We start from the raw sequence: 25,273 nt of genomic DNA on the forward strand, positions 1-25,273 counted from the left end.
GGTCGACGGTATGCCAGCAAGATGGTGCTGATTTAATCCCGGGGTGTCAATCAAACCTGCAAAAAAACACAGGTTCGCGACCGGGGATTAAATCGCCTTCCCGAACGTGTCGCGCTAGGCGACGGGTGATGGTCGCGCCGCGGCCAATTTTTCAGGTGCCGAGCGCCGGCAATGGTCACAGGTCTGTGGGACCGCTCCGCGATCGACTAGGATCTCGCAAAGGTTTGGGTTAGGTCGTTTGAGAGCGCACGACAGAGAATGCGTGCGAGACATCATGCGTGTGAGCTGACTGGACGAGGGATGTCGAATTCCGAACCGCTGAGCGTGAAGCCCATCGTCGCCAGCTCCAGTCTCCGGACATTGGCCTACGAGGCGCTCAAGACGGCCATCACCAACATGGACATCTACGGGCGTCCGGACGAGGTGCGGCTCGACGAGCGCAAGCTGTCGCAGGATCTCGGTGTCAGCCGCACCCCGGTGCGGGAGGCCCTGACGGTTCTGGAGCAGGAAGGCTTCGTCCGCTCCGAGGCCCGGCGCGGCGTCTTCGTGATCAAGAAGAACAAGCGCGAGATCGTCAGCATGATCCACGCCTGGACGGCGCTGGAGAGCATGGCGGCACGCCTCGCCTGCGCGCGCGCCACCGACGGCCAGCTCCGCTCGCTGCGCGAATCCTTCCCCGAGTTCTTCGAGGGCCAGCCGTCCGAACACATGGACGAGTATTCGGACGCGAACATCCGATTCCATCAGCGGATCATCGCGCTGGGTCACTGCGAGGCGATCGCCGATCTGACCAGCAATTTGCTCATGCACGTGCGCGGCATCCGCAGCACCGCGCTCCGGCAGGGCGATCGGGCGGAGCGCTCCATCCGGGAGCACGTCGCCATCATCTCGGCGCTCGAAGCCCGTGATGCCGATCTGGCCGAGAGACTCGTTCGCGAGCACGGTCTGGGTCTCGCGCAGCACGTCGACACCTACGGCGATTATCTGGATTGAGCGACCGTTCAGTCCTCGCCTGACGGATCGCCCGGCCCGGACGACACCTCGTGCCTGTGCGGCATGATGATGGGCCAAGGGCGCGAGCGGCGCTCGGGGGGAACCCTCGTTTGCCGCGCCGGCTATCACACAAGCTCAGCACACGCCTGAATATAAATCGCGCGCAAGCGTTGATGCACTGCAGAACATGTTCGGCGAGGCCACAACCTTTCAAAGCTGATCGGTTGTGCATTTTTATGCATGACTGGGCAACAATCCGAACTTTGTGGGCTCGATCTGCGCGCCCCATGCATGTTCGACATAATCGGTATTCGTAATCTGGCATACCAAGTTGCGCAGCAGCATGGCACGCATTGCGTCGCAACATGAGGCGGTTCCAGACCGCGCCGGAGAATCCGATGATCGCCAGCTTCCTCGCCATCTTTGTCGCCTTCGCCGCCTGCCAGGCGCTGCTCACCGTCAAGTTCGCGGACTTCCTCTCCGCCGACCGTGCCCGGAACACTGTCGAGCCGACCGCCGACGTCGCGAACGCCAAGCTCGCCTGAAGTCAGAGCTGGATCCGCGATACCAGAGAGTGCGTAGGGGTAACGCTTTCCTCAAATTTTACGCGTAGGGTGAACCGATCGTTGACCGTGCGGGCGAGGAGCTACCGCGTTGGCCCTCGGCGCAGCCTCGGTTTTCTCGGACGGCCCCTTCGTCCTCCTCGTATCGGACCGCCCGTCCGAACGATCGGCCCTCGAGCGTGCCATCGCGCTCGTGATGAACTGCTGGTCGATCCCGCCCGGCGCGCCGCTACCGTCAGGCCGCCCGCACCTCGTCATCCTCGACCTGCCGCCGGCCCAGACCGCCAGAGTGCAGTCGACCCTCCCCCAACACGGACCGCCGGTTCCGCGCCTCGTCCTCGTGCGCGGCGAACCCATGCCGGCTACCCGCTATCTGCGTCAGCTGCCGGCCGCCTCGCCCCGGCAACTCGTTCTGGCGAACGTCTTCGCCATGATCGAGGAGGCGACGCGGTCCGCAGAGCTGCGGCAGCGCCGGCTCCTGGAGCGCGTCTCGGGCGCGACCGCCGTCGTCGCCGAGATCTTCGACAGCGCCGCCCTCGGGGCCCGGCTGCAGCGCGCCGACGCGGATCGCGGGACCGAGCTCGTTCTGGCGGCCATCTCCGAGGTCGGGATCTCCGAGTGGCTTGCCGAGGTCTGGCGCCACGAGATTGGCGTCTATCAGCACACCCTCGGCGTCGCGGGCCATGCCGCCACGTTCGGCTCGCAGATCGGGCTCGGTCAGACCGATCTCGCACTGCTGGTGCGGTCGGCGCTCCTGCACGACATCGGCAAGGCGCGCATCCCCGTGGAGATCCTCAACAAGCCGGGGCCGCTCAACGCCGAGGAATTGCGGCTGATGCAGCGCCATCCCGACATCGGCGCCGATCTGCTCCGGGCGCACGGCGATTTCGAGGACGCGGTGATCGACGTGGTCCGCCACCACCACGAGCGTCTGGACGGGAAAGGATATCCCGATCGGCTGTCCGGCCCCGCGATCTCCGACCTCGTGCGGATCGTGACGATCTGCGACGTGTTCTCCGCGCTGACCGAGCGGCGGACCTATCGGCAGCCCGCCTCGCCCGCCGAGGCGCTGTCGATCATGACGGACAGCGCCGGGCATCTGGATCCGGATCTCCTGCGGGCCTTCGCGCCCTCCATGCTCAAAGGCAGCGCCCTGGCGGCCTGAATCCGCAGCTTGAACTCGCGGCCTGATCCGCGGCCGGGCGTGGCTCTGGCGCCACGCCGGTCGGCGGGATCCTGCCGGCGCGCCGCGCGCCGCGCTTTCGCCGCAACCGCGCCGGAGGGAAGCGATCCCGTCTCACGCAACGCCGTCCGGACCGTGCCCAAACTCAGTCGCGCCATCGCCGCCGCCCTCCTGCTGGCCCTCACCGGGTGCGGCGGTCTCTCGGTCCTTCCCGAGTCCTCTGTCGAGAACGCGACGCACACCGCCGTGCTCGACGAGGTCGCGGCCGCCGCGGCGATCTCGGCCTACCGGGTCCAGCACGGCCTGAGCCCGGTCGTGGTCGATCCGGCTCTCGTGAAGGCGGCCGCCTTCCAGGCCGGCAACAACGCCCGCCGCGGCCAGCTCAGCCACGATGCCGGCGGCAGCTTCACCTCGCGCATGGCGTCGGCCGGTCTCGCGAGATCCTGGGCAGCCGAGAATCTCAGCGCCGGCTCCGAGACCCTGGAACAGGTGCTCGCCCGCTGGAAGGCGAGCCCCGAGCACAACAAGAACATGCTGCTCCCGCAAATCCGCAGGATCGGGATCGCCCGGGTCGATGCACCCACGACGCGGTACAAGCGCTTCTGGGCGCTCGTGATGGCCGGGACCTGACGCCGGGGCGTCTCAGGGTTCGGACCGCGCGAGATCGACGATCCGGAGCTGGGCCCGCTCGGCGCCGCGCCAGCGGTCGCAGGAGAGGGTCCCGGCCACGTGCATCTCTCGGCCGATCCCGTTCAGGAGGGCGAGGCCGAGCGGCCGTTCGGCCGCGCGGAAGCAGATCGCCCCGACCACCTGACCGTCGCGGCTGCGCAGTCGCGCCCTGACATGGTTCGAGCCGACCACGCCGGCATCGACGAGGCGATGCCGGCCCAGCGCGAAGAGCGGCTCGGGCGCGCCCTGGCCGAACGGGCCGGCCTGCTGCAGCAGCCGGACCGTCTCCGCGGTGGCGCCGCCGGCGCTGAGGCCGCCGTCGATCAGCAGGGCGTCGGCCGCGCGGGCCACCGCGACGCTCGCCCCGAGCAGCATCGCCAGGTGCGCCTCGAAGCGTGGGATGTCGTCGGCCCGCACGGTGACGCCGGCCGCCATGGCGTGGCCGCCGCCCTTGCTGGCGAGCCGGGCCTCGACGCAGGCGCGGACCGCGAGCCCGAGATCCGCGCCCGGGATCGAGCGCCCAGACCCCGTGGCGGTGCCGTCCGGGCGGATCGCGAACGCGAAGGCCGGGCGGTTGAAGCGCTCCTTCAACCGCGAGGCGATGAGGCCGACGATGCCGGGGTGCCACTCGGCGCTGGCGATCACCAGCACGGTGCGGGCCGGATCCAGCGTCAGCGCCCGGTCCATCTCGGCCTCGGCCTCCTGGACGGCCTGCGCCTCGATCGCCTGGCGCTCGCGGTTCAGCCGATCGAGGTCGGCGGCGATCCGGGCCGCCTCGCTCGGGTCCGCCGTGGTCAGCAGGCGGGCGCCCAGTGCCGAATCGCCGATGCGGCCCCCGGCATTGATGCGCGGCCCGAGGACGAAGCCGAGGTGCCAGGCTTCCGGCGGCTCGCCGAGCGAGGCGGCGTCCAGCAGCGCCGCGAGCCCGGTGCGGCCGCGATGGCGCATCACCGTGAGGCCCTGGGTCACGAAGGCCCGGTTGAGGCCCGTGAGGGGCACAACGTCGGCAACGGTCGCCAGGGCGACGAGATCGAGGGCGTCGGTGAGCTGCGGTTCGGGACGATGGCCGCCGAAGAAGCCGTCCTGCCGCAGGGCGCGGTTCAGCGCGACCAGGGTCAGGAACACGATGCCGGCGGCGCAGAGATGGCCGAGGCCCGAGAGGTCGTCGAGGCGATTCGGGTTGACCACGGCGCGAGCCGGCGGGAGCACCTCGGAGGCCGCGTGGTGGTCGAGGACGATGACGTCCAGGCCGGATTTCTCGGCCTCCTCCAGGGGCGCGTGGCCGCTCGTCCCGCAATCGACGCAGATAAGGAGCGTCGCGCCCTCGGCCGCGAGCGCGGTGATCGCCGCGATGTTGGGTCCGTAGCCCTCGGTGATCCGGTCGGGAATGTGGATCGGCGCGCGCAAACCCAGCTCGCGGAGGTATCCGGCGAGCAGGGCCGCGCTCGCGGCGCCGTCGACGTCGTAATCGCCGAAAACCGCCACGGTCTCCCCGCGCTTCACCGCCCGAACGAGTCGGCGGACGGCCGCCTCCATGTCGAGCAGCGTGTCCGGATCCGGCATCAGGTCCCGCAGGCGCGGGGCGAGGTGGCGGGGCGCCGCCTCCGGTACGATCCCGCGTCCCGCGAGCACCCGGGCCAGCAGTTCCGGCAGGCCGTGGGCCTGGACCATCTTGGCGATGTGATTCTGGACGGCCGCGCCGCCGCAGCGCTCCTGCCAGCGCCGGCCGGTCACGGAGGCGGCCACACCCAGGAAGGGCGGCAATTCGGCGAGGAGCGGAGCGGACGACACGGGCGCCACCCTACACCGGCCGGCGCGGGGAATCTTGCGCCCCGCCGCAACAGCGACGGTGAACCCGATCGCCACAACGAGAAAGGGCGGGCATCGCTGCCCGCCCCTCGACGCTGCCGGAGACCTGGGTCTCAGAGCGACTTCAGCACGCTGTCCACGACCTTCTTGGCGTCGCCGAACAGCATCATGGTGTTGTCGCGGAAGAACACCTCGTTCTCGACACCCGCGTAGCCGGAGCCCATGCCGCGCTTGATGAACAGCACGGTCTTGGCCTTCTCCACGTCGAGGATCGGCATGCCGTAGATCGGCGAGGCCTTGTCGGTCTTGGCGGCCGGGTTGGTGACGTCGTTGGCGCCGATCACGAAGGCGACGTCCGCCTGCGGGAACTCACCGTTGATGTCCTCCAGTTCGAAGACCTCGTCGTAGGGCACGTTGGCCTCGGCGAGCAGCACGTTCATGTGGCCCGGCATGCGGCCCGCCACCGGGTGGATGGCATACTTCACGTCGACGCCCTCCTTCTTCAGCATGTCGGCCATCTCGCGCAGGGAGTGCTGCGCCTGGGCGACCGCCATGCCGTAGCCCGGGACGATGATGACCCGCTCGGCGTTCTTCATGATGTAGGCCGCGTCGTCGGCCGAACCCTGCTTCACGGGCCGGGTCTCGACCTGGCCGGTGCCGGCCGCGGCGGTGTCGCCACCGAAGCCGCCGAGGATCACCGAGATGAACGACCGGTTCATCGCGTGGCACATGATGTAGGACAGGATCGCGCCCGAGGACCCGACCAGCGAGCCGGTGATGATCAGCGCGAGGTTGCCCAGGGTGAAGCCGATCCCGGCCGCCGCCCAGCCCGAGTACGAGTTGAGCATCGACACGACCACCGGCATATCGGCGCCGCCGATCGGGATGATGATCAGGCCGCCGAGCACCAGCGAGGCGATGACGATCAGCCAGAAGATCGCCTTCGACTCGGTGCCGATGAACAGGGCGATCAGCAGCACGAGGCCGGCGGCCAGCAGCGCGTTGATGAGGTGGCGCTGAGGCAGCATGATCGGCTTGCCGGACATGCGCCCGTCGAGCTTGGCGAAGGCGATCACCGAGCCGGTGAAGGTGATGGCGCCGATGGCCACGCCGAGACCCATCTCGAACAGCGACTGCTTGTGGAAGTGCCCGTTCTCGATGATGCCGAACGCTTGCGGTGCGTAGAGGGCGCCCGCGGCCACGAAGACGGCCGCGAGGCCGACCAGCGAGTGGAAGGCCGCCACGAGCTGCGGCATCGCGGTCATCGGCACGCGCTTGGCGATCACCGCGCCGGCGCCGCCGCCGAGCCCTAAGCCCAGCAGGACGAGGATCCAGGCGCCGGCACCCGCCGGCGGGTGGCCGACCAGAGTGGTCAGGATGGCGAGCCCCATGCCGACCATGCCGTACAGGTTGCCCTGCCGGGAGGTCGTGGGGTGCGAGAGCCCCCGCAGCGCCATGATGAACAGGACGCCGGCGACGATATAGAGAAGGGAGGAGACGTTCTCTGACACCGGCTCAGCCCTTCTTCTTGTACATGCCGAGCATGCGCTGCGTGACGAGGAAGCCGCCGAAGATGTTCACGCTGGCGAGCACGATGCCGATGAAGCCGAAGAACCGGGCGAGGCCCGTGCCCTTCTCGATCAGCGGAACGCCGACCGCCAGGATAGCGCCGACGATGATCACCGACGAGATCGCGTTGGTCACCGACATGAGCGGGGTGTGCAGGGCCGGGGTCACCGACCAGACCACGTAGTAGCCGACGAAGATCGCCAGCACGAAGATCGCGAGCCGGAACACGGTCGGATCGACCGCGCCGCCGGTGGCGGCGCTGAGCCCGTGGCCCATGCCGTCGGCGATGACCTGCGCCTGGTCGGCGGCGTTGCGCGCCACCGCGGCCGCGGCGCGCGCGGCGTCGGCCAGCACGCGGGCCTGATCGGCCGCCTGATCGGGAGGGACGATGACGTTTGCCATTCTGCTACTCCTCTCGGCCAGGCTTCACTGCGCGCCTGCCGGGGTGGCCGCACCGGACGCCTTGCTGGCCTCCGACTTGGCCAGCCCCACGGAGGCGGCTTCCGAGGCTGCGCCATCGGTCTTGGGCTGGAAGGATGCGTGGACGACCGAGCCGTCTCGGGTGAGGTTCGTGGCCTTCACCAGCTCGTCGTCCCAGTTGATGGCCAGCGCCTTCGATTCCTTGTCGATCAGGGTCTCGACGAAGGCGTAGAGGTTGCGAGAGTAGAGGCTCGACGAGGTGGCGGCGAGCCGCCCCGGCACGTTGACGTGGCCGACGATCTTCACGCCGCGATCGTTCGTGACGACCTCGCCAGCCTTGGCGCCGGCGACGTTGCCGCCGCGCTCCACCGCAAGATCGACGAGGACCGAACCCGGCTTCATCGACGCCACCATCTCCTCGGAGACCAGCTTCGGCGCCGGCCGGCCCGGGATCAGTGCGGTGGTGATGACGATGTCCTGCTTGGCGATGTGGCCCTTGACCAGCTCCGCCTGCTTCTTCTGGTACTCGGCTGACATCTCCTTGGCGTAACCGCCGGCCGTCTCGGCCTGCTTGAATTCGTCGTCCTCGACGGCGACGAATTTGGCGCCGAGCGATTCGACCTGCTCCTTGGTGGCGGGCCGGACATCGGTGGCGGTGACGACCGCGCCGAGCCGGCGGGCTGTCGCGATGGCCTGGAGGCCGGCCACGCCGACGCCCATGACGAAGACGCGGGCGGCCGGCACGGTGCCGGCGGCGGTCATCATCATCGGCATGGCCCGCCCGTACTCGGCGGCGCCGTCGACGACCGCGCGGTAGCCGGCGAGATTCGCCTGCGAGGACAGGACGTCCATCACCTGCGCGCGGGTGATGCGGGGCATCAGCTCCATGGCGAAGCCGTTGATCCCCGCCTCGGCCATCGCCTTGAGGGCGTCCTCGTTGCCGTAGGGGTCCATGATCGCGATCACGGTGGCGCCGCGCTTCAACTGCGGCAGCTCCTCGGCGCTCGGGCGCCGGACCTTGAGCACGAGGTCGGCATCCCCGGCAGCATCGGCGGCGCTCCCAGCGATGCTGGCGCCGGCGGCCTCGTACTCGGAGTCCAGGATTCCGGCCTTTTGACCGGCCCCGGACTGCACCACGACGTCGGCACCGAGAGTCTTGAACTTCTTGACGGTCTCAGGAACCGCGGCGACGCGCGGCTCCGCGGAGTCCGTCTCGGACAGCACAGCAATGCGCATGCGAGGGTTCCCCTGGAAAAGCTCGGCCTTTCGAATGCGCGAACCGGCGCAGCTTTTCGAGAGGCGGATCTACGATACCGCGATGGATGCGGCCGGAATGTAACTTGCGCCCAATTTAATTGCCAACAATGTGTCAGCGACCCGCCCGGCGAACGCGAGCGGGTTCGTCATCCGCGGCGACGCTCGACGCCGCCGCCCACGGCCCTCTCAGGCGAAGAACAGGTAGAGGACCAGGAGAATGCCGACGACCAGCGGGGCCTTCCACCCCACGGCCGGCGCGAGGGCGCCCACCGCGCCCGCGGCTCCGGAGGCGATCACGCCGACGATGGCCAGCAGCCACGCCTCGCGGATCCCGCCGATGGCGAGGGCCAGCACCCAGCAGATGACGACGCCAGTGGCGATTTCGACGAACCGGACAAATCCGCGATAGGTCTGCTCGTGCGTCGTCGCGTCCATCGCCGGGCTGTAGGTGTGCCCGGCCACCGTGTCACTCTCGGCCATCGTGCGCTCGTTTCCCTAAGACGCGACTTCTTGCGGTCGCGGTCGGATGTAGCTCAAGCGTTTACCTGCCGCAATCGGACGCACGCAAGTTGATCGCTCTCCCGGTGGATCTTCGCGTCGAATCAGGCCGGTTTCGGCAGACCGGCTTCGGTGAGTGCCCGGCCCTGGCGTTTAGTGAGTTCGTCCAGCGAGAAATGCTCGATCTCGGCCTCGAACAACCGGTGGTAGTTGAGCTCAGATCTGAGGTGGAGGAACACGGCGCCCAGCCCCACGGCCGCGCGATCCATGAAGACGAATTCCTGCGGGACAGTCACGGGCCCGCGCTCCTTCAGGGCCTGATGGACTTGGAAGGCCTGTCGGCGACCGTACTCCCCCGGCTTCACGCCGTCGGCGACGGTGCGAGTACGGTCTTCGAGCAGCGGCCCGTAGATGAAGCGGGCCCAGATGTTCAGGATCTCGATCTTCTCCTTGTCGAGATCCTTGAATCCCCAGACCTCGTAGGCGTGGACGATGCGGGCATCGTCGTTCTCCAACAGGCCGCGGTAGAGATCCACGACGCCGCCGACGAAGCGCGGATGGAAGATCCGAACGCAGCCGTAGTCCAGCAGGTTGATTCCCGCGGCCTCGCCGGCGTCCGAGAACACGGTGTAATTGCCCAGATGCGGGTCGCCGTGGATCACCGCTGCCCGGCTGAACGGGTGCCACCACGCCTTGAACATCGCCTGGGCGATCCGGTTGCGCACCTCGACCGGCTCGTCGGCGAAGCCCAGGATCTTGTCCCCGTCGAGCCAGCCGAGCGTGAGCAGACGCTTCGTCGAGAGCTCCGGAAAGACGCGCGGCACGCGCACCGCCGCGATGTCCTTCAGCACGGCCCCGTAGAGCGCCGCGTGCTTGGCCTCGCGCTCGTAGTCGAGCTCCTCGCGCACCCGGGCGCCGATCTCCTTCGCGATCTCGCGCGTGTCGAGCCACGTGTTCATCCGGCGGTGCAGCGCGAACGCGACCTCCAGCTGCTTCAGGTCGGCCTCCACGGCCGACTGCATGTCCGGGTACTGGAGCTTGCAGGCGAGACGTTCGCCGTCCTTGGTGGTCGCGCGATGGACTTGGCCCAGCGAGGCCGCCGCCGCGGGTTTGAGGTCGAAGCTGCCGAAGCGCTCCTGCCAGCCGGCGCCGAGCTCCGACTGCATCCGGCGCCGGACGAAGGCCGCGCCCATCGGCGGAGCGTCCGCCTGAAGCTTCTGCAGCTCGGTCGCGTATTCGGGCGGGAGCAGGTCCGGAACGGTGGCCAGCAGCTGGGCCACCTTCATGATCGGGCCCTTCAGGCCGCCCAGCGCCTGCGCCAGGGCGGCGGCGTTGGTAGTGCCCTCCTTTCCGAACAGCCGTGCCACGGCCATCCGGGCGGCGACGCCGCCGACGTTGGCGCCCACGCTGGCGTAGCGCCCGGCGCGGGCGGAGAAGCGGTTGGCTTCGCGGTCGGTCTCGGCCATCACTCGATCTGCTTGTCTGACGATGATGCGCAGATAAGCCGCCCCCGGCCGCGAACCAGGGGCGTGGGTCCCTGCGCCGCGGGGGCCGACGGGGTCCGCGGCGCTCGGCTCAGGCCTGTCCTTCCATGCTCTCGAGCTCGACGATCATGCTCTCGATCATGCCGAGCCCGATCTGCCAGAAGCCCGGGTCCTTGGCGTCGAGGCCGAAGGGCGCGAGCAGCTCGCCGTATGGCTTCGAGCCACCGGCCGCGAGCAACGCGAAGTAGCGGTCCACGAAGCCGTCCTCCGCCCGGGCGTAGACGCCGTAGAGCGAGTTCACCAGGCAGTCGCCGAACGCGTAGGCGTAGACGTAGAACGGCGAGTGGATGAAGTGCGGGATGTAGGCCCAGAACGGCTCGTAGCCGGAATCCAGCGTGATGGCCGGACCGAGCGATTCTGCCTGGACGGACAGCCACAGCGCGTTGATCTGATCTGTGGTCAGCTCGCCCTTGGCGCGGGCGAGATGGACCTTCCGCTCGAACGAGTAGAAGGCGATCTGGCGCACCACCGTGTTGATCATGTCCTCGACCTTGGCGGCGAGCATGGCCCGACGCTGGGTCGTGTCCGTGGTCGCGGCGAGGAGCCGACGGAAGGTCAGCATCTCGCCGAAGACGCTCGCCGTCTCGGCCAGCGTCAGGGGCGTCGGCGCCATGAGGGCGCCGTTCGGCCCGGCGAGCACCTGGTGGACGCCGTGGCCCAACTCGTGCGCCAGCGTCATCACGTCCCGCGGCTTGCCCTGGTAGTTGACCAGCACATAGGGGTGGACGGAGGGCACGGTCGGATGCGCGAAGGCGCCCGGCGCCTTGCCGGGACGGGTCGGTGCGTCGATCCAGCGCTCGTCGAAGAAGCGCCGCGCGATCCCCGCCATCTTCGGCGAGAAGGCGTCGTAGGCGGACAGCACCGTGTCGCGGGCCTCCGTCCACGGGATCGTGCGCTGCTCGACGCGGGGCAGCGGCGCGTTGCGGTCCCAGTAGGGCAGAGCCTCCTGCCCGAACCACTTCGCCTTGAGCGTGTAGTAGCGGTGGGACAGGCGGGGATAGGCCGCCCGCACGGCGTCGACGAGGGCTTCCACCACCTCGGGCTCGACCCGGTTCGACAGGTGGCGCGCGTCTGCGACGTCCTTGAACCCGCGCCAGCGGTCGCTGATCTCCTTGTCCTTCGCCAGCGTGTTGGTGATGAGCGTGAACACCCGCAGCTGACCGCGCAGGACCGCGCTGATCGCGCCGGCCGCCTCCTTGCGGACCGCGCCGTCCGGATCCTGAAGCTTGTTGAGCGTCGGCTCCAGCGGCATCTCCTCGCCCTGCACGGTGAAGCGCAGCGCGGCGATCGTTTCGTTGAACAGCCGGTCCCAGGCGGCGTTCGACGTGACCGACTTCTCGAGGAACAGCTTCTCGGTGCGATCGTCGAGCTGGTGCGGCTTCTCCCGCCGCAGGTCCTCGATCCACGGGGCGTAGTGGGCGAGCGGCCCTTCGGCCATCGCGGCGTTCATGGCCGTATCGTCGACGCGGTTCAGCTCCAGGGCGAAGAAGAGGAGATCCGCCGAGGCGCTGGTCAGCCGCTCGCGGGTGTCGCCGTAGAACTTGGCGCGCGCCTCGTCGGTGGTGTCGCCGGAATAGACGAGACCCGCGAAGGACATGAGCTTGCCCAGCAGGTCCTCGATGCCCTCGTAGGCGCGCACCGCCTCGGCCAGCCGCGCGGACGCGTCCGGGCCCGCGGCGAGCTCCGCGATCCGGCCGGCGTAGGTCTCGGAGAAGCGGCGGCACTCCTCCTCGGCGCGGGTCATGTCGCCGGAGAAGTTCGGATCATCGAGGCCGGAATAGAGATCCGTGAGGTCCCATTCCGGAAGATGGCCGAGGTCGGCAGCCTTCGCGGCGGCGCGCGCGGCACTCACGCTCTCCGGCAGGCGGACAGTCACCGGCGAGGCGGTGTGGCTCGGCATCATGGTGTGCGATCCTCTCCAAGGGCTCCGGCCCCGTACCCTGATATCGAGCGTGCCGCCACGCGTTCAACGCGGAGGGACCGTCGGACCGGCGCGCGATCGGTGACGACGCGGCGCAAACGTCGTTAAGCGGCACTTTACGACTGTCGGTCACCCTACGGCTCGAAACGAAACAGTCGCCGAATCGGAAGGCCGCGACCGGGTCGAGCCCGCGTCGCGTGTCCGGCCTTCGCGCGCCGTTCAGGGAGCCGCCATGTCCGCCACCGTGCTCATCGTGGATGACGATCCGGTCCAGCGGCGCCTGGCCGAGGCGGCCGTGCGCCGCTTCGGCTTCGAGGCGCGGATCGCCGAGACCGGTGCGGACGCGCTGACCCTGCTGCGATCCGAGGGTGCGGATGTCGTGCTCCTCGACCTCGTGATGCCGGGGCTCGACGGGCTCGGTGTCCTGGCCGAGATGCGCAAGAGCGGCCTCGCCACGCCGGTCATCGTCCAGACCTCCAACGGCTCCATCGACACTGTGGTCAGCGCCATGCGGGCCGGCGCCGTGGATTTCGTGGTCAAACCGGCGGGCGCGGAGCGGCTCCAGGTCTCGATCAAGAATGCACTGCGGGTCGACACGCTTGAGGAGGAGGTGCGCCGCATGCGCCGCCGCGCCTCCGGGGCGCTCACCTTCAAGGATCTCACCTCGAAGAGCCCCGACATGGAGCGGGTGATCCGCCTCGCCGAGCGGGCGGCGAAGTCGAACATCCCCGTTCTGATCGAGGGCGAGTCCGGCGTCGGCAAGGAGGTCCTGGCCCGGGCGATCCAGGGGTCCGGCGACCGGCGCGGCAAGCCTTTCGTGACCGTCAATTGCGGGGCGATCCCGGAGAACCTGGTGGAATCCACTTTGTTCGGCCACGAGAAGGGGGCGTTCACCGGCGCCACCGAGAAGCACGCCGGCAAGTTCGTCGAGGCCTCGGGCGGGACCCTGTTCCTGGACGAGATCGGTGAGTTGCCCCTCGACGCGCAGGTGAAGCTGCTCCGGGCCCTCCAGGAGGGCGAGGTCGATCCCGTCGGCGGCAAGCGCTCGGTGCGGGTGGACATCCGACTCGTCTCGGCGACGAACCGGTCGCTGCTCGACCTCGTGAAGCAGGGCAAGTTCCGCGAGGATCTCTACTACCGCCTGAACGTCTTCCCGATGACGCTGCCGCCCCTGCGGGCGCGCCGCGAGGACATCCCGGACCTCGTCCGCTCGTTCTGCGCGCGGTTCTCGGCCGAGGAAGGCAAGCGCGTGCGGGCGATCAGCCCGGAGGCCATGGCCCTGCTCACGCGCTATCCCTGGCCGGGCAACGTCCGGCAGCTGGAGAACGCCCTGTTCCGCGCCGTCGTGCTGGCGGACGGCGACGAGTTGACCGTCTCCGAATTCCCCCAGATCGCCGCGCAGGTCGAGGGCTTCGACGTGCGGATCCCGGCAGCGCCGGTCCAGCCGCAGATGCCGGCCTACGCCCCCGAACCGGTGCGGGAGATCGTCCGCGTCGAGGTCCGCGACCCGCACGCTATGTCGCTCGTCGCCGAGGAGACCGGCGAGATGAAGCCGATGGACGTCCTGGAGGCGGAGATTATCCGCTTCGCGCTCCAGTTCTACCGGCAGCGGATGTCCGAGGTCTCGCGCCGCCTCGGCATCGGACGCTCCACCCTCTACCGCAAGCTCAAGGATCTGGGGCTGGAGGAGGACGATAAAACCGAGGACGCGGCCTGATCGAGCGCGGCGTGCGCTAGCGCACCGCGCGCATTCGTTTCGGCCACGGTCGCTGAAATTCTCGGCCCTGCTGCGTCGCGCCGGCAGATGATTGAGCGGATCGTAAGCTGAGCAGCATTAGAAATGACACATTCATCTGCAGGACCGAGCCTCTATTCGCGATAACTGCGGTTGCTCAAAGCCACGCTTGCGCGGATAATCACAATCTGAGCGTGCGGTCCTGCCGCCGCGCCCCGGGAGATCACAATGCGCGTCCCGCGCTCCAGCCTCATCGCGCTGGCCGCCCTTCTCGGTGGCACGCTGGCACCGGCCGGCTCCCTCCGCGCCGCGACGGCCGCGCTGGACCAGCCGGCCACCGATGTCCCCGCGACCCCGCCCACTGCCGCGCCGGGGCCGGCGGCGCCCGCGCCGGCGGACCCGTCGGCGCCCGCCGCGACCGCCCTTCCCGACTACAAGCCTGAGGCGCCGGCGGCCGAGCCGTCCCCGGCTCCCGCCGCGGCGGCCCCGGTCGCCCCGACGGACCCGCTCGGCGCCGCAATCTTCGCCCGGTTCGCGGATGCCGCGCCCCTGCTGCTCCGCCTCGCCGGCAAGGACCGCGACGCGATCCGGAGCTTCTACGAGGCCCGCAGCTTCAAGCCGCTCTGGATCTCCGGCGGGGCCTGGACCGACGCCGCGAAGGCGGTGTCGGCGCGGCTGGCGGCCGCCGCCGAGGACGGGCTCGACCCCCGCGCCTACACGGTCCCGGCGCTCGCCGACAAACCGGACGAGAAGGCGGTCGCCGACGCCGATCTGCGCCTGTCCGCGGCGGCGGTTCTCTATGCCCGGGACGCCCGCGGCGGCCGGATCAACCTGGCCTCGATCTCGCGGCTGATAACCCCGCACCTCGATCTGCCGGCCGGCAACGACGTCCTGGCGAAGCTCGACGAGGCCGGCGCGAAAGCCGGCGAGACACTGCAGGCCTACAACCCGGCGACTCCGGGCTATCTCGCGCTGAAGGCGCGGCTCGCCAGCCTGCGGGGGCCTGCGCCGACCGCGGTGAAGCCGCTGCGCCTCCCGGCCGGGCCGGCCCTGCGCGTCGGCATGCGCGATGCCCGCGTCCCGCTGCTGCGGGCACATTTCAACCTCGAAAGCCGTCCGGCCGCGACCCTGGACAAGGGGCCCGGCGAGCCGGAGGAGTACGATTCCATGGTCGCCGACGCGGTGGCCAAGTTCCAGCGCGGCCGCGGCCTACCTGGGAACGGCGTCCTGAACGTCCAGACGGTGCTCGCCCTCGCCGATGCCGGCCGCACGGCGCGCCCGACGGGCGGTGAGGCCGAACTCATCGTCAACATGGAGCGGTGGCGCTGGCTCCCGGGCGATCTGGGGCCGGATTACATCCTCGTCAACGTGCCGGAGTATCGCCTGCGCGCCTACCGGGGCGGTGTGATGCGCGACGAGGCGCGGGTCATCGTCGGCAAGCCGGAATCGCGCACGCCGCTGTTCTCCGGGATGATGGAGTATGCGGTCGTCAACCCGTCCTGGTACGTCCCGCCGTCGATCCTGAAGACGATGGCGCCGAAGCTCGCCGGCTACGGCGGCAAGACCTGGGGCGGCTACGAGGTCGTCCGTCGCGGCGGGCACATCTCGCTGCGCCAGCCCCCGGGGGAGCGCAACGCGCTCGGCTTCATCAAATTCATGTTCCCGAACCAGCACGCGGTCTACCTGCACGACACGCCGAACCGCTCGCTGTTCTCGGCCGCGAAGCGCGATTTCAGCCACGGCTGCGTCCGCGTCGACGACCCGTTCCGCCTCGCCGACGCGGTGCTGCCGAACTGGTCCGCGGATCGGCTGAAGAAGCTGATCGGCAAGGGCGAGCGCACCATCCGGCTGCCGGAGAAGCTGCCGGTCCACCTCGCCTACTTCACGGCGTTCGTGGACGACGGCGGCACCTACCGCACCCTGCCGGATCTCTACGGCTACGACGCGCCGATGCGCGCGGCCCTCGGGCTGCCCGGCGGCGGCGGTCCGGCGATCGCCAGGCTCCCGGAAGAGCCGGCGCGACGCAAGGCCGAGCGCGCCCCGAAGCCGCCCGCGCCCCGGACCGTCCATCGCCGCGCGCCCGAGCGGCCGATCGCGGATGCCGACGCGTGGCCGGGCGGGCGCTACGAGGAGGCGGAGACGCCGCGCCGCGCCCAGCGTCGCGCCGCCCGTGCCGACAGCGCGCCGGAATACGGCGAGCCCGGCCTCTGGACGCCCGCGCCGCAGCAGGCGGCGCCGCGCGGGTGGTGGTAGCCCACCCGCGCCACCAGCAACTTTCAGGTGCGCGGCCGCACAGCCGGGCACGATTTCGCCACGGTCGAGCCTTAGCCGTTTCGGTCGCGAACCCGGTTCAACAGGCGTCGGGTCAGGCTGTCGGGAGAGGATCAGGACCGTCGTGCCCAGTCTCCCGCGCGCCCTTCGCCACCTCACTCTCGCCCTGTCCGGCCTCGCGCTCGGACTGATCGCCGGGACGGCCGAGACCGAGGACGCGGTCGCCAACGGCGACACCCGCTCCCTGTCGATCTACCACACCCACACGCAGGAGAGCGCGACCATCACGTTCAAGCGCGATGGGCGCTACGACCGCGCGGCTCTCGAGCAGCTGAACTGGCTCCTGCGCGACTGGCGGGTCAACGAGCCGACAAAGATGGACCCGCGGCTGTTCGATACGGTCTGGGAGGCCTATCGCCAGGTCGGGGCGACGCAGCCGATCCACGTCGTGTCGGCCTACCGGTCGCCGGGCACCAACGCGATGCTGCGCCGCCGCTCCAGGATGGTGGCCGAGTACAGCCAGCACATGCTCGGCAAGGCGATGGACTTCTTCCTGCCGGACGTGTCGATCGACCGGATCCGGGAGGTCGGTCTCCGGATGCAGCGCGGCGGCGTCGGCTGGTACCCCCATGCCGGAACGCCGTTCGTGCACCTCGACGTGGGCTCGGTGCGGATGTGGCCGCGCATGACCCACGATCAGCTCGCCCGCCTCTTCCCGGACGGCAAGACCGTCCTGCTCCCGAGCGACAACCGCCCCTTCCCTCGCTACGAGGAGGCCAAGGCCGAGATCCTGGCCCGCGGCGGCACCGTGGCGGGCCTCACGACGCAGATGGCCAGCGGCGAGGAGGAGGACGGGCCCGGCCTGTTCGGCTTCCTGGCCAGCCTGTTCGGCGGCGGCCGGTCGGCACCGGAACCCGCGCCGGTGCCGGCCCCGGTGGAGACGGCGCGGAAGTCGCGCCGCGCGCCCGTCGTCGCCGTGGCGAGCGCCGATCCGCAGGATCCGGCGGGCGCGCGCGCGGCCCTCGCCTACGCGGCGCCCGCGGCCGACGACGCCCTGCGCGGCTCGCTGGCCGAGCGGGCGCAGGCGAAAGGCGCCGAGACCAAGCCCTCCGACACCAGGCCCGCCGACGCCAAGGCGCTCCTGACCGCCAGTCAGCCGGTCGCCGTCGACGATACCGTGACCGCCGTCACGGCACCGCTCCCGCCGCGGCGCCCCGCCGATATGGCCGCCGTCGCGGCGAGCCTGAACATGCCCCTGCCGCCGCCCCGCCCTGTGCAGTTCGCGGCGCTGGAGCGCGGGATGGCCAACCTCGCGCCGGCGGCCGAGATCCGCGCCCTCGACAAGCCGGCGGCGGCGGTTCCGGCTCGCGCCCGCTCCCTCGTGGCTCCGGACGCGGATGCCAAGGCGCAACTGCGCGCCCTGTTCGACTCCGTATCGGCCGGCCCGGGCGCTGCCCCGGCGAGCCGCGCGACCCCCGTGCACGTGGCCGCCACGCGCCTGCGCGGCGCCGCGCCCGACGCGGTGGTCGGCGCAGCGCCCGACCGGGTCACTACGCGCTTCAGTCCCCGCAGCCCCGGCGACGACCTGCCGACCCGTTTCACCGGCTCGGCCGCGCGGGCCGTGTCGGGGGCGCGGTGATTCGACCGTCGTCGTCAGGACGTCCGGATCGGAGCCACGCAGTGGGCCGGGCCACCCGGGGCGGTCGACGCCGGATACCCGCTCAGCGCAGAGGCTTGGACAGGTTGACCGCCAGCGCGCCGACCAGCGTGGTCGCGTAGCTGTCTTCCTGCGTCGCCGAGATGCGCTCCGCCTCGCTGCCGCTGTTGGCCGCGACCGACATCATCAGCATCACGGCCGTGACGACACCGCCGAGACCGGCGACGAGAGCGAGGTAGGCGCGAACGGCGACGCTCGGGACAGCCGCGACCGCTTCGGTCTCGGCGAGGCACAGCGGCGATGGGCTGTGGGACATGGTGGCGGCCGCTTCTGACGGGCGATGCTGAACCCGACGCGGGCCGATTAGGCGCACGTCGGGCGTACCCGTTCAATCGAAGAACGCCTCAAAAAGAGGCGAGTTCGACCGAAAGGCGAATTTTTCCACTGATCCTCATACGGAAGGTTGATAGCCGAAAGGGGGACGTGCTCGGCGTCCCCCGGACCGGTCTCAGCCTTCCTTGCCGGCGACCTTGCCGAGCGCCGCCTGGGCGGCCGCCAGCCGGGCAATCGGCACCCGGTAGGGCGAGCAGGACACGTAATCGAGTCCCACCTCCTGGCAGAAGCCGACCGAGGCGGGATCGCCGCCGTGCTCGCCGCAGATGCCGAGCTTGATGTCCGGCCGGGTCTTGCGGCCGCGCTCGACGCCGATGCGCACCAGCTCGCCCACGCCTTCCTGGTCGATCGTGATGAACGGGTCGGCCGGCAGGATGCCCTTCTGGGTGTAGGGGCCCAGGAAGGTGGCGGCGTCGTCGCGGGAGATGCCCAGCGCCGTCTGGGTGAGGTCGTTGGTGCCGAAGGAGAAGAACTCCGCGGTCTCGGCGATCTCGTTGGCCTTGAGGGCCGCGCGCGGCAGCTCGATCATCGTGCCGACCTGATAGTCGAGGGTCGCGCCCTTCTCCTCGGCCACGGCCTTCGCCATGGCGTCGATGCGGGCCTTCACGATGTCGAACTCGGCGCGGGTGAAGACCAGCGGCACCATCACCTCGGGCGTCACCGCCTTGCCGGTATCGGCGGCCGCCTGGACCGCGGCCTCGAAGATCGCGCGGGCCTGCATCTCGGCGATCTCCGGGAAGGCGATCGCGAGGCGGCAGCCGCGGAAGCCGAGCATCGGGTTGTGCTCGGACAGCTCGCGCGTCCGGTGCCGGATCTTCTCCTCGGAGACGCCCGTCGCCTTCACGACCTCGGCGACCTCGGCGTCGGTGTGCGGCAGGAACTCGTGGAGCGGCGGGTCGAGGAGGCGGATCGTGACCGGCAGGCCGGACATGATCGTGAACAGCTCGAGGAAGTCCTGCCGCTGGTAGGGCAGGATCTTCGCCAGCGCCGTCCGTCGGCCCTCGGCGTCGTCGGCGAGGATCATCTCGCGGACCGCGATGATGCGGTCACCCTCGAAGAACATGTGCTCGGTGCGGCAGAGGCCGATGCCCTCGGCGCCGAAATTGCGCGCGGTCCGGGCGTCGGTCGGCGTGTCGGCGTTGGCGCGGACCTTCATGCCGCGGATCGCGTCGGCCCACTCCATCAGCGTGGCGAAGTCGCCCGACAGCTCGGGCTCCAGCATCTTCACCTCGCCCTGGATCACCTGGCCCGTGGACCCGTCGATGGTGATCCGGTCGCCGGCCTTCAGCGTCGTGCCGCCGACCGTCAGGGTCTGCGCCTTGTAGTCGATCCGGATCGAGCCGACGCCGGAGACGCAGGGCTTGCCCATGCCGCGGGCCACCACGGCGGCGTGGCTGGTCATGCCGCCGCGGGTGGTGAGGATGCCCTCGGCGGCGTGCATGCCGTGGATGTCCTCGGGCGAGGTCTCGATCCGGACGAGGATGCACTTGCGCTCGGCCTTGCGGTGCGCCTCCGCGTCCTCGGAATTGAATACGATCTCGCCGGTCGCCGCGCCGGGCGAGGCCGGCAGGCCGGAGGCGATCACCTTGCGGTCGGCCTTCGGGTCGATGGTCGGGTGCAGGAGTTGGTCGAGGGCGCCGGGCTCGACGCGGCCGATCGCCTCCTCGCGGGAGATCAGCCCCTCGCCCGCCAGATCAACGGCGATGCGCAGGGCGGCCTTGGCCGTGCGCTTGCCGTTGCGGGTCTGGAGCATCCAGAGCTTCCCCTTCTCGATGGTGAATTCCATGTCCTGCATGTCGCGGTAGTGCGACTCCAGGATCCCGTAGATCCGGGTCAGCTCCGCGAAGCTCTCGGGCATGGCCTTCTCCATGGAAGGCTTGTCGCTCTCCGCCTCTTCCCGCGCCTTCTCGGTGATGTTCTGCGGGGTGCGGATGCCCGCCACGACATCCTCGCCCTGCGCGTTGATCAGGAACTCGCCGTAGAGCGCCTTCTCACCGGTGGAGGGGTTGCGGGTGAAGGCGACGCCGGTGGCCGACGTGTCGCCCATGTTGCCGAACACCATGGCCTGCACGTTGACGGCCGTGCCCCAGCTCTCCGGGATGTTGTTCAGCTCCCGGTACTTCTTCGCGCGGGGGATCATCCACGAATTGAACACGGCGCCGATCGCGCCCCAGAGCTGGTCGTCCGCGCCCTGCGGGAAGTCCGAGCCGTGCTCGTCGCGCACGATGCTCTTGTAGGTCTGGATGAGGGTCTTCCAGTCGCCGGCGCCGAGCTCGGTGTCTAGGTCGAAGCCCTTGCCCTCCTTGTACTGCTCCAGCGCCTCCTCGAAGGCGTGGTGCTCAACGCCGAGCACCACGTTCGAGTACATCGTGATGAAACGGCGGTACGAATCGTAGGCGAAACGCTCGTCGTCGGCCTCCTTGGCGAGGGCCAGGACGGTCTCGTCGTTGAGGCCGAGATTGAGGACCGTGTCCATCATGCCGGGCATCGAGGCGCGCGCACCCGAGCGGACCGACACGAGCAGCGGGTTCGTCGCGTCGCCGAACTTGCGGCCGGTGAGCTTGCCCACCTGGGCGAGCGCTTCCGCGACCTGATCCTTGAGTTCCGGCGGATAGGATTTGCCGTGATCGTAGAAGTAGGTGCAGACCTCGGTGGTGATCGTGAAGCCCGGCGGGACCGGCAGGCCCAGGTTGGACATCTCGGCGAGATTGGCGCCCTTGCCGCCGAGCAGGTCGCGCATCTGCGACTTGCCCTCCGCCTTGCCGTCGCCGAAGGCATAGACCCACTTCGCGCTGCCGGTCGCCATGTCGATCCCGTCCGTATCTGGTGCCCGGCGCCGGCCGAGCTGATGGGCGGGGTTGGACCATCCCGCAGCGCAACGCAAGATGAACGCGCGATGGCCCTGTGCGTGCGCGACTGACGGCTCGAGCGGTCTGTCAGGTCCGCGCCGTCGCGGCGCGGGCGCGGCCCGTCAATGCAGGATTCCGAGCCCGATCACGCCGACGACGATCAGGTAGATCGCGACGATGTAGTTGAGCAGCCGCGGCATCACCAGGATCAGGATTCCGGCGAGTATCGCGATCAGCGGCTGGAGGTTCGAGATGGTGATGGTCACGGACGCCTCCTGAGGGCCGAGCTTGGCCGCCGGTATCGACGCCTCTACCCCACGGAGGTTCCCTGTAGCTTGGGCGGGGCGGCCGGTGGTCCGGCCGCCCCGGGGCGGATCAGGGCTTCGGCGTCGGGGTCTCGGTCCCGGGGATCGGGTCCTTGGCCTCGCCGGTCGGCAGGCTCACGGCGATCGTCGGGTGCGACAGCTCCGGATAGGGCTCGATCACGTTGGCGCCGTTGAGCGGCTTGTTGGCGCCGTTGTGACAGGTGGCGCAGTTGATCTTCGGCACGTCGCCCAGGATCCCGAGCCGGTTCCGCGGGAATGTCGATTTCAGCGGCTCCATGTAATCCTGGTTCAGGTCACGCACCATGCGGATGCCGTACCAGGCATGGACGCGGTTGGGCGTGCTGGTGTCCCACTGCGCCACCGATCGGGTGTTGTGGCAGAAGGTGCAGTTGACCCCGAGCGATTGCGACATGCTGATCATGATCGCGAAGGTCTTCTCGGCGTCCTGGATCGGCTTGCCCTTGGTCTCCGGCAGCGCCGTGGTGGCGTTGACCCGGACCGCGTCCTCCGACGTCTCCTTGTGCTGATAGAAGGCCTGATAGACGTCGTAGGGCAGCGAGGTGTTGCCGACTTCTGCGGAGGCGAGGTTCTGGCTGTTGTTGCGCGGGATGAAGCGCCCCGCCCCCTGAACCGGATGATCGAACCAGATATTGGCCGGCACCGGATTGCCGCGGTGACAGGTGTAGCAGGTCACGCCCGCTTGATGGACGTGGTTCTCTTTCCAGGACGAGTTGATGTACTGGGTCATCTGGAGCATCCGCCGGGCGACGCGCTTCTGGTAGAGCTCGTCGGACGCCATGTTCTCGGTGCTGTGGCAGTAGGTGCAGCCCTGCTGCGGGGCCACCCACTCGGTGATCGACACCATCAGCCGGTTGAACTGCTCGGCCGAAAGATCGCCCAGAACCTGGACGTTCTGGTAGACGGCCGAGGCCTTGTCGCCGCCCGCATCGGCCGGATCGGCCGGGGTCGGGGCGACGTTCGCGGCGGCCAGCGCCTCGTTGCCGGCGCGGGTGCGGATCAGGTCCATGCCCGTCCCGCGGAAGCCGGTCTGCTTGTTCGCCATCGGCGGGTGGGTCCAGCCGGCGCCGCCGAACATCGCGATGGTGAGGAAGAGGGCCAGTGCGCCGCCGGCCACCGCCAGAATCGTCTTCATGACGGCCTCCTCACGGCTTCATGCCGGGTGCGAGATGGGCGGGATCCACGATCGGGCCGTAGACCTGCGGGTACGAGGGCGCGACGCCGTGCTTGACGGCCCAGAGGTACCAGTTGTCGACCACGGTCCCGGTGAGCAGGATGCCGATGCCGCCGGTCAGCGTCGTCAGCACGGCGAACCACCACGCCCAGCGATGGACCGACTCCATCGTGGCGTTGAAGCCCATGGTCCAGCGCCAGAACAGGGCGGCGCGCTCGGTGGCCGTGCCGCGGTCGACGATCTGGTCGATCTCGCGCTCCGCGCCGTAGCGCGAGCAGGCCAGGATCGTGCCCCCGTGCATCGCGAACAGCAGCGTCGACCCGTAGAGGAACGTGATCGAGAGCATGTGGAACGGGTTGTAGAAGAGGTTCCCGTAGCGGAGCGAGAAGGCCGCGGTCCAGTCGAGGTGCGGGAAGATGCCGAACGGCACGGCTTCCGACCACGAGCCCATCAGCACCGGCCGGATGAAGCCGAGGACGAGGTAGAGCCAGATCGCCGACGCGAAGGCCCACGGCACGTGCAGGCCGAGGCCGAGCGCCCGCGCCCGCTTGTAGAGATGGACCCACCACAGCAGGATCGAGGCCGTCAGGAAGAAGCCGGCGATGAGCCACCACCCGCCCTCGTTCAGGGGCGGAAGGACCTTCAGGCCGTACTTCGGGAGAGGCGGCTCGAGGGCGAGCCACGGCAATTGCCGGACGAACTGGACCGGGTCCCAGTTCACCGAGGCCCACATGTTGAGCCCGATGATCTCGAAGGCGATCACCCCGCATGTGATCGACAGGGCCGCGATGTAGCCGATGTAGATCGGCCCGACCTGGCTGTTGCCGATCAGCCCGAACAGGTAGCTGTTGAACGGCTTGCCGACCCGCTCGTCGACCGCGACCGGAACGCCCTGATCCGGCACGAGCGGGCGCACCTGAACCTGCGTGAAGATGTTCTGGTAATAGGCCATGGCCTGCCCTCCCCCGGAGTGCCGCGCGCTGAGCGGCGGCGACCCGCGTTAGTCCCCTCGTTCCGATCGCGTCCGACCCGTCACCGCCAGACCGGCAGGTTGAGCCACCAGCCCCACCATTGCGGCCAGCCCTGCGTCCAGAACGGCCCGCTGATGACGATGCAGACCGCGCTCCAGAACCCTGCAGAGAGCGCCAGGAACAGGCCGAGGCGGTGGATGCCGAGCGTGCCGATCGAGTAGCCGATCGTGTCGCGGAAGAAGGTGTCCTCGTGCTCGGGCGTCTTGACGGTCTCGCCCTTCTTCGGGTTGGTCGCCGACAGGATCAGGCCGCCGTGCATCGCCAGGGCCAGCGTCGTCGTGAAGAAGAACGTCACGGCCAGCATGTGGGCCGGATTATAGTGGAAGTGGAGATACTGGTATCCGGTGTTGGACACCCAATCGAGATGGCTGAGGATGCCGTACGGGAAGCCGTAGCCCCAGGCGCCCATCAGCAGCGGCCGGATCACCACGAGGGTGAAGTAGGCGAAGATCGCCATGCCGAAGGCCGCGGGGACGTGGTAGCCGATCCCGAGCTTGCGGCAGATCTCGACCTCGCGCAGCGCCCAGGAAACGAACGAGCCGAGCGCGCACATGGTGATGATCTGCCAGAGCCCGCCATCCTTCAGCGGCGCGAGTCTCAGGCCGTAGCTGACATCGGGCGGCGCGATGTTGATCTGCCAGATGTTCCAGGTCGGTCCGATCGCGGCGCCGTAGATGACGAGCGCGGTGCCCAGCACCGTGAAGAACATACCGACGACGCCGAAGAAACCGACGAAGAACGGCCCGACCCAGAAGTCGAACAGGTCGCCTCCGAGCAAGGTGCCGCCGCGAACCCTGTATTTGCGCTCGAAGCTCAGCATCGCCATGGCGGCTGCTCCTCAGTCAGGCCGGAGAAGAAGAAGGTTGGTGGACCGCGGCCCTCGCGCGCCGCGGTCCGGACCGGCACTCAGGCCGGCATCTGCGGCAGCGCGAGCGTGATGGTGTTCTGGGCCGCCTTGTTGTTTCTCGGGCCGTCCAGCCAGTTGAACCGGTCGGTCGAGAGCAGGATGAAGTGGATCAGCAGCGCCAGGATAAAGAGGAAGGTGAACAGAGCCACCAGCGTGCGCCGCGGATCGAAGAGCAACCAAACCTTGTGCATCCGATCCTCCTCAGCCGATCATCGTGACGAGGGCGTGGGCCGCATCGCGAACGCCCTCGAGAGAGGCGTAGCCCTGCGGTCCGGGGAGCCACGGACGCCACAGCCAGACGAGGATGTGGGCGACCACGGCGATCGCCGTGAAGATGAGGAAGCTCGTCAGGAAGATCGCGTGGAACTCCTTGGCTTCCGGTTCCGTCAGCCCGGACAGGCTGCTCGGTCTTTCTGTTGTGACGGGTCCACTCGCCATCGTTCAGACCTCCGTGTGTTGGCCGCGCCTCTGGCGAGGCGCGACGGG

At 69.3% G+C, this 25,273-nt stretch carries 22 protein-coding genes; 7 read left to right on the forward strand and 15 right to left on the reverse strand.

All coding sequences use genetic code 11. The annotated features are described in order from the left end of the window. Positions 1–300: 300 nt before the first annotated feature. The 4 genes from C4T42_RS04855 (at position 301) to C4T42_RS04865 (ending at position 3,369) form a co-directional block, all read left to right on the forward strand. A complete protein-coding gene (locus C4T42_RS04855; RefSeq protein ID WP_020092012.1) occupies positions 301–993 on the forward strand; it encodes a GntR family transcriptional regulator in 693 nt (230 codons plus the stop codon). A gap of 398 nt (positions 994–1,391) precedes the next feature. Continuing rightward, positions 1,392–1,538, forward strand: coding sequence for a hypothetical protein (locus C4T42_RS31870; RefSeq protein ID WP_020092011.1), 147 nt, complete (start codon positions 1,392–1,394; stop codon positions 1,536–1,538). Positions 1,539–1,647: 109 nt separating this feature from the next. Further along, complete coding sequence (locus tag C4T42_RS04860) at positions 1,648–2,721, forward strand: HD-GYP domain-containing protein (protein WP_020092010.1); 1,074 nt, start codon at positions 1,648–1,650, stop codon at positions 2,719–2,721. Between the two features lie 153 nt (positions 2,722–2,874). Further along, positions 2,875–3,369 carry a CAP domain-containing protein gene (locus C4T42_RS04865; protein ID WP_020092009.1) on the forward strand — a complete coding sequence of 165 codons (495 nt, stop codon included), beginning with the start codon at positions 2,875–2,877 and terminating at the stop codon, positions 3,367–3,369. Positions 3,370–3,381: 12 nt separating this feature from the next. Here C4T42_RS04865 and recJ read toward each other — a convergent pair whose 3' ends face one another. The 7 genes from recJ to C4T42_RS04900 form a co-directional block, all read right to left on the reverse strand. Beyond that, complete coding sequence (gene recJ / locus C4T42_RS04870; protein ID WP_020092008.1) at positions 3,382–5,199, reverse strand: single-stranded-DNA-specific exonuclease RecJ; 1,818 nt, start codon at positions 5,197–5,199, stop codon at positions 3,382–3,384. Positions 5,200–5,330: 131 nt separating this feature from the next. Continuing rightward, the gene (locus C4T42_RS04875; protein WP_020092007.1) at positions 5,331–6,728 is read right to left on the reverse strand and encodes an NAD(P)(+) transhydrogenase (Re/Si-specific) subunit beta; all 1,398 of its coding nucleotides are present in this window, start codon (positions 6,726–6,728) and stop codon (positions 5,331–5,333) included. A 4-nt stretch (positions 6,729–6,732) separates the two neighbouring features. Then, positions 6,733–7,188 (reverse strand): proton-translocating transhydrogenase family protein, encoded by a 456-nt coding sequence (locus C4T42_RS04880; protein ID WP_020092006.1) that lies wholly within the window; start codon positions 7,186–7,188, stop codon positions 6,733–6,735. A gap of 24 nt (positions 7,189–7,212) precedes the next feature. Then, positions 7,213–8,442 carry a Re/Si-specific NAD(P)(+) transhydrogenase subunit alpha gene (locus tag C4T42_RS04885; RefSeq protein ID WP_020092005.1) on the reverse strand — a complete coding sequence of 410 codons (1,230 nt, stop codon included), beginning with the start codon at positions 8,440–8,442 and terminating at the stop codon, positions 7,213–7,215. Positions 8,443–8,649: 207 nt separating this feature from the next. Beyond that, complete coding sequence (locus C4T42_RS04890) at positions 8,650–8,943, reverse strand: aa3-type cytochrome c oxidase subunit IV (RefSeq protein ID WP_020092004.1); 294 nt, start codon at positions 8,941–8,943, stop codon at positions 8,650–8,652. A gap of 122 nt (positions 8,944–9,065) precedes the next feature. Beyond that, entirely contained in the window at positions 9,066–10,427 is a 1,362-nt protein-coding gene (locus C4T42_RS04895) for an AarF/ABC1/UbiB kinase family protein (RefSeq protein WP_020092003.1), read from the reverse strand. A 109-nt stretch (positions 10,428–10,536) separates the two neighbouring features. Next, the gene (locus C4T42_RS04900) at positions 10,537–12,408 is read right to left on the reverse strand and encodes a M3 family oligoendopeptidase (protein ID WP_020092002.1); all 1,872 of its coding nucleotides are present in this window, start codon (positions 12,406–12,408) and stop codon (positions 10,537–10,539) included. A gap of 250 nt (positions 12,409–12,658) precedes the next feature. Between C4T42_RS04900 and C4T42_RS04905 the strand changes: the two genes are divergently transcribed. The 3 genes from C4T42_RS04905 (at position 12,659) to C4T42_RS04915 (ending at position 18,071) form a co-directional block, all read left to right on the forward strand. Beyond that, complete coding sequence (locus C4T42_RS04905; protein ID WP_020092001.1) at positions 12,659–14,143, forward strand: sigma-54 dependent transcriptional regulator; 1,485 nt, start codon at positions 12,659–12,661, stop codon at positions 14,141–14,143. A 246-nt stretch (positions 14,144–14,389) separates the two neighbouring features. Beyond that, positions 14,390–16,414: a L,D-transpeptidase family protein gene (locus C4T42_RS04910; protein WP_103984768.1), complete on the forward strand. Its 2,025-nt coding sequence runs from the start codon at positions 14,390–14,392 to the stop codon at positions 16,412–16,414. A gap of 142 nt (positions 16,415–16,556) precedes the next feature. Next, positions 16,557–18,071, forward strand: a complete 1,515-nt coding sequence (locus C4T42_RS04915; RefSeq protein WP_103984769.1) for a DUF882 domain-containing protein — start codon at positions 16,557–16,559, stop codon at positions 18,069–18,071. 82 nt (positions 18,072–18,153) lie between these two features. Here C4T42_RS04915 and C4T42_RS04920 read toward each other — a convergent pair whose 3' ends face one another. The 8 genes from C4T42_RS04920 to pufB all read right to left on the reverse strand — a co-directional run bounded on the left by C4T42_RS04920 (position 18,154) and on the right by pufB (position 25,225). Continuing rightward, positions 18,154–18,405, reverse strand: coding sequence for a hypothetical protein (locus tag C4T42_RS04920; protein WP_020091998.1), 252 nt, complete (start codon positions 18,403–18,405; stop codon positions 18,154–18,156). Between the two features lie 192 nt (positions 18,406–18,597). Beyond that, on the reverse strand, positions 18,598–21,288 hold the full coding sequence (gene ppdK / locus C4T42_RS04925) for a pyruvate, phosphate dikinase (protein ID WP_042671174.1): 2,691 nt from the start codon (positions 21,286–21,288) through the stop codon (positions 18,598–18,600). A 165-nt stretch (positions 21,289–21,453) separates the two neighbouring features. Further along, positions 21,454–21,597, reverse strand: a complete 144-nt coding sequence (locus tag C4T42_RS04930) for a DUF3096 domain-containing protein (protein ID WP_012319762.1) — start codon at positions 21,595–21,597, stop codon at positions 21,454–21,456. Positions 21,598–21,706: 109 nt separating this feature from the next. Then, positions 21,707–22,810 carry a photosynthetic reaction center cytochrome PufC gene (gene pufC, locus C4T42_RS04935; protein WP_056528659.1) on the reverse strand — a complete coding sequence of 368 codons (1,104 nt, stop codon included), beginning with the start codon at positions 22,808–22,810 and terminating at the stop codon, positions 21,707–21,709. A 10-nt stretch (positions 22,811–22,820) separates the two neighbouring features. Beyond that, a complete protein-coding gene (gene pufM, locus C4T42_RS04940; RefSeq protein WP_020091995.1) occupies positions 22,821–23,801 on the reverse strand; it encodes a photosynthetic reaction center subunit M in 981 nt (326 codons plus the stop codon). Between the two features lie 80 nt (positions 23,802–23,881). Continuing rightward, positions 23,882–24,706, reverse strand: coding sequence for a photosynthetic reaction center subunit L (gene pufL / locus C4T42_RS04945; RefSeq protein ID WP_020091994.1), 825 nt, complete (start codon positions 24,704–24,706; stop codon positions 23,882–23,884). An 80-nt stretch (positions 24,707–24,786) separates the two neighbouring features. After that, positions 24,787–24,978, reverse strand: a complete 192-nt coding sequence (pufA, locus tag C4T42_RS04950; protein ID WP_020091993.1) for a light-harvesting antenna LH1, alpha subunit — start codon at positions 24,976–24,978, stop codon at positions 24,787–24,789. 10 nt (positions 24,979–24,988) lie between these two features. Beyond that, positions 24,989–25,225, reverse strand: a complete 237-nt coding sequence (gene pufB, locus C4T42_RS04955) for a light-harvesting antenna LH1, beta subunit (RefSeq protein ID WP_012319767.1) — start codon at positions 25,223–25,225, stop codon at positions 24,989–24,991. Positions 25,226–25,273: the final 48 nt, after the last annotated feature.

The organism is Methylobacterium sp. 190mf (assembly GCF_900107945.1).
Lineage (GTDB): Bacteria > Pseudomonadota > Alphaproteobacteria > Rhizobiales > Beijerinckiaceae > Methylobacterium.

Bases quoted from the DNA above. Each gene is read 5' to 3' on its own strand.
- pufA (WP_020091993.1), bottom strand. From the start codon at position 24,978: ATGCACAAGGTTTGGTTGCTCTTCGATCCGCGGCGCACGCTGGTGGCT.
- C4T42_RS04880 (WP_020092006.1), bottom strand. From the start codon at position 7,188: ATGGCAAACGTCATCGTCCCTCCCGATCAGGCGGCCGATCAGGCCCGC.
- C4T42_RS04890 (WP_020092004.1), bottom strand. From the start codon at position 8,943: ATGGCCGAGAGTGACACGGTGGCCGGGCACACCTACAGCCCGGCGATG.
- C4T42_RS04910 (WP_103984768.1), top strand. From the start codon at position 14,390: ATGCGCGTCCCGCGCTCCAGCCTCATCGCGCTGGCCGCCCTTCTCGGT.
- C4T42_RS04895 (WP_020092003.1), bottom strand. From the start codon at position 10,427: ATGGCCGAGACCGACCGCGAAGCCAACCGCTTCTCCGCCCGCGCCGGG.
- pufM (WP_020091995.1), bottom strand. From the start codon at position 23,801: ATGGCCTATTACCAGAACATCTTCACGCAGGTTCAGGTGCGCCCGCTC.
- ppdK (WP_042671174.1), bottom strand. From the start codon at position 21,288: ATGGCGACCGGCAGCGCGAAGTGGGTCTATGCCTTCGGCGACGGCAAG.
- pufC (WP_056528659.1), bottom strand. From the start codon at position 22,810: ATGAAGACGATTCTGGCGGTGGCCGGCGGCGCACTGGCCCTCTTCCTC.
- pufL (WP_020091994.1), bottom strand. From the start codon at position 24,706: ATGGCGATGCTGAGCTTCGAGCGCAAATACAGGGTTCGCGGCGGCACC.
- C4T42_RS04855 (WP_020092012.1), top strand. From the start codon at position 301: ATGTCGAATTCCGAACCGCTGAGCGTGAAGCCCATCGTCGCCAGCTCC.
- C4T42_RS04920 (WP_020091998.1), bottom strand. From the start codon at position 18,405: ATGTCCCACAGCCCATCGCCGCTGTGCCTCGCCGAGACCGAAGCGGTC.
- C4T42_RS04900 (WP_020092002.1), bottom strand. From the start codon at position 12,408: ATGATGCCGAGCCACACCGCCTCGCCGGTGACTGTCCGCCTGCCGGAG.
- pufB (WP_012319767.1), bottom strand. From the start codon at position 25,225: ATGGCGAGTGGACCCGTCACAACAGAAAGACCGAGCAGCCTGTCCGGG.
- C4T42_RS31870 (WP_020092011.1), top strand. From the start codon at position 1,392: ATGATCGCCAGCTTCCTCGCCATCTTTGTCGCCTTCGCCGCCTGCCAG.
- C4T42_RS04905 (WP_020092001.1), top strand. From the start codon at position 12,659: ATGTCCGCCACCGTGCTCATCGTGGATGACGATCCGGTCCAGCGGCGC.
- C4T42_RS04885 (WP_020092005.1), bottom strand. From the start codon at position 8,442: ATGCGCATTGCTGTGCTGTCCGAGACGGACTCCGCGGAGCCGCGCGTC.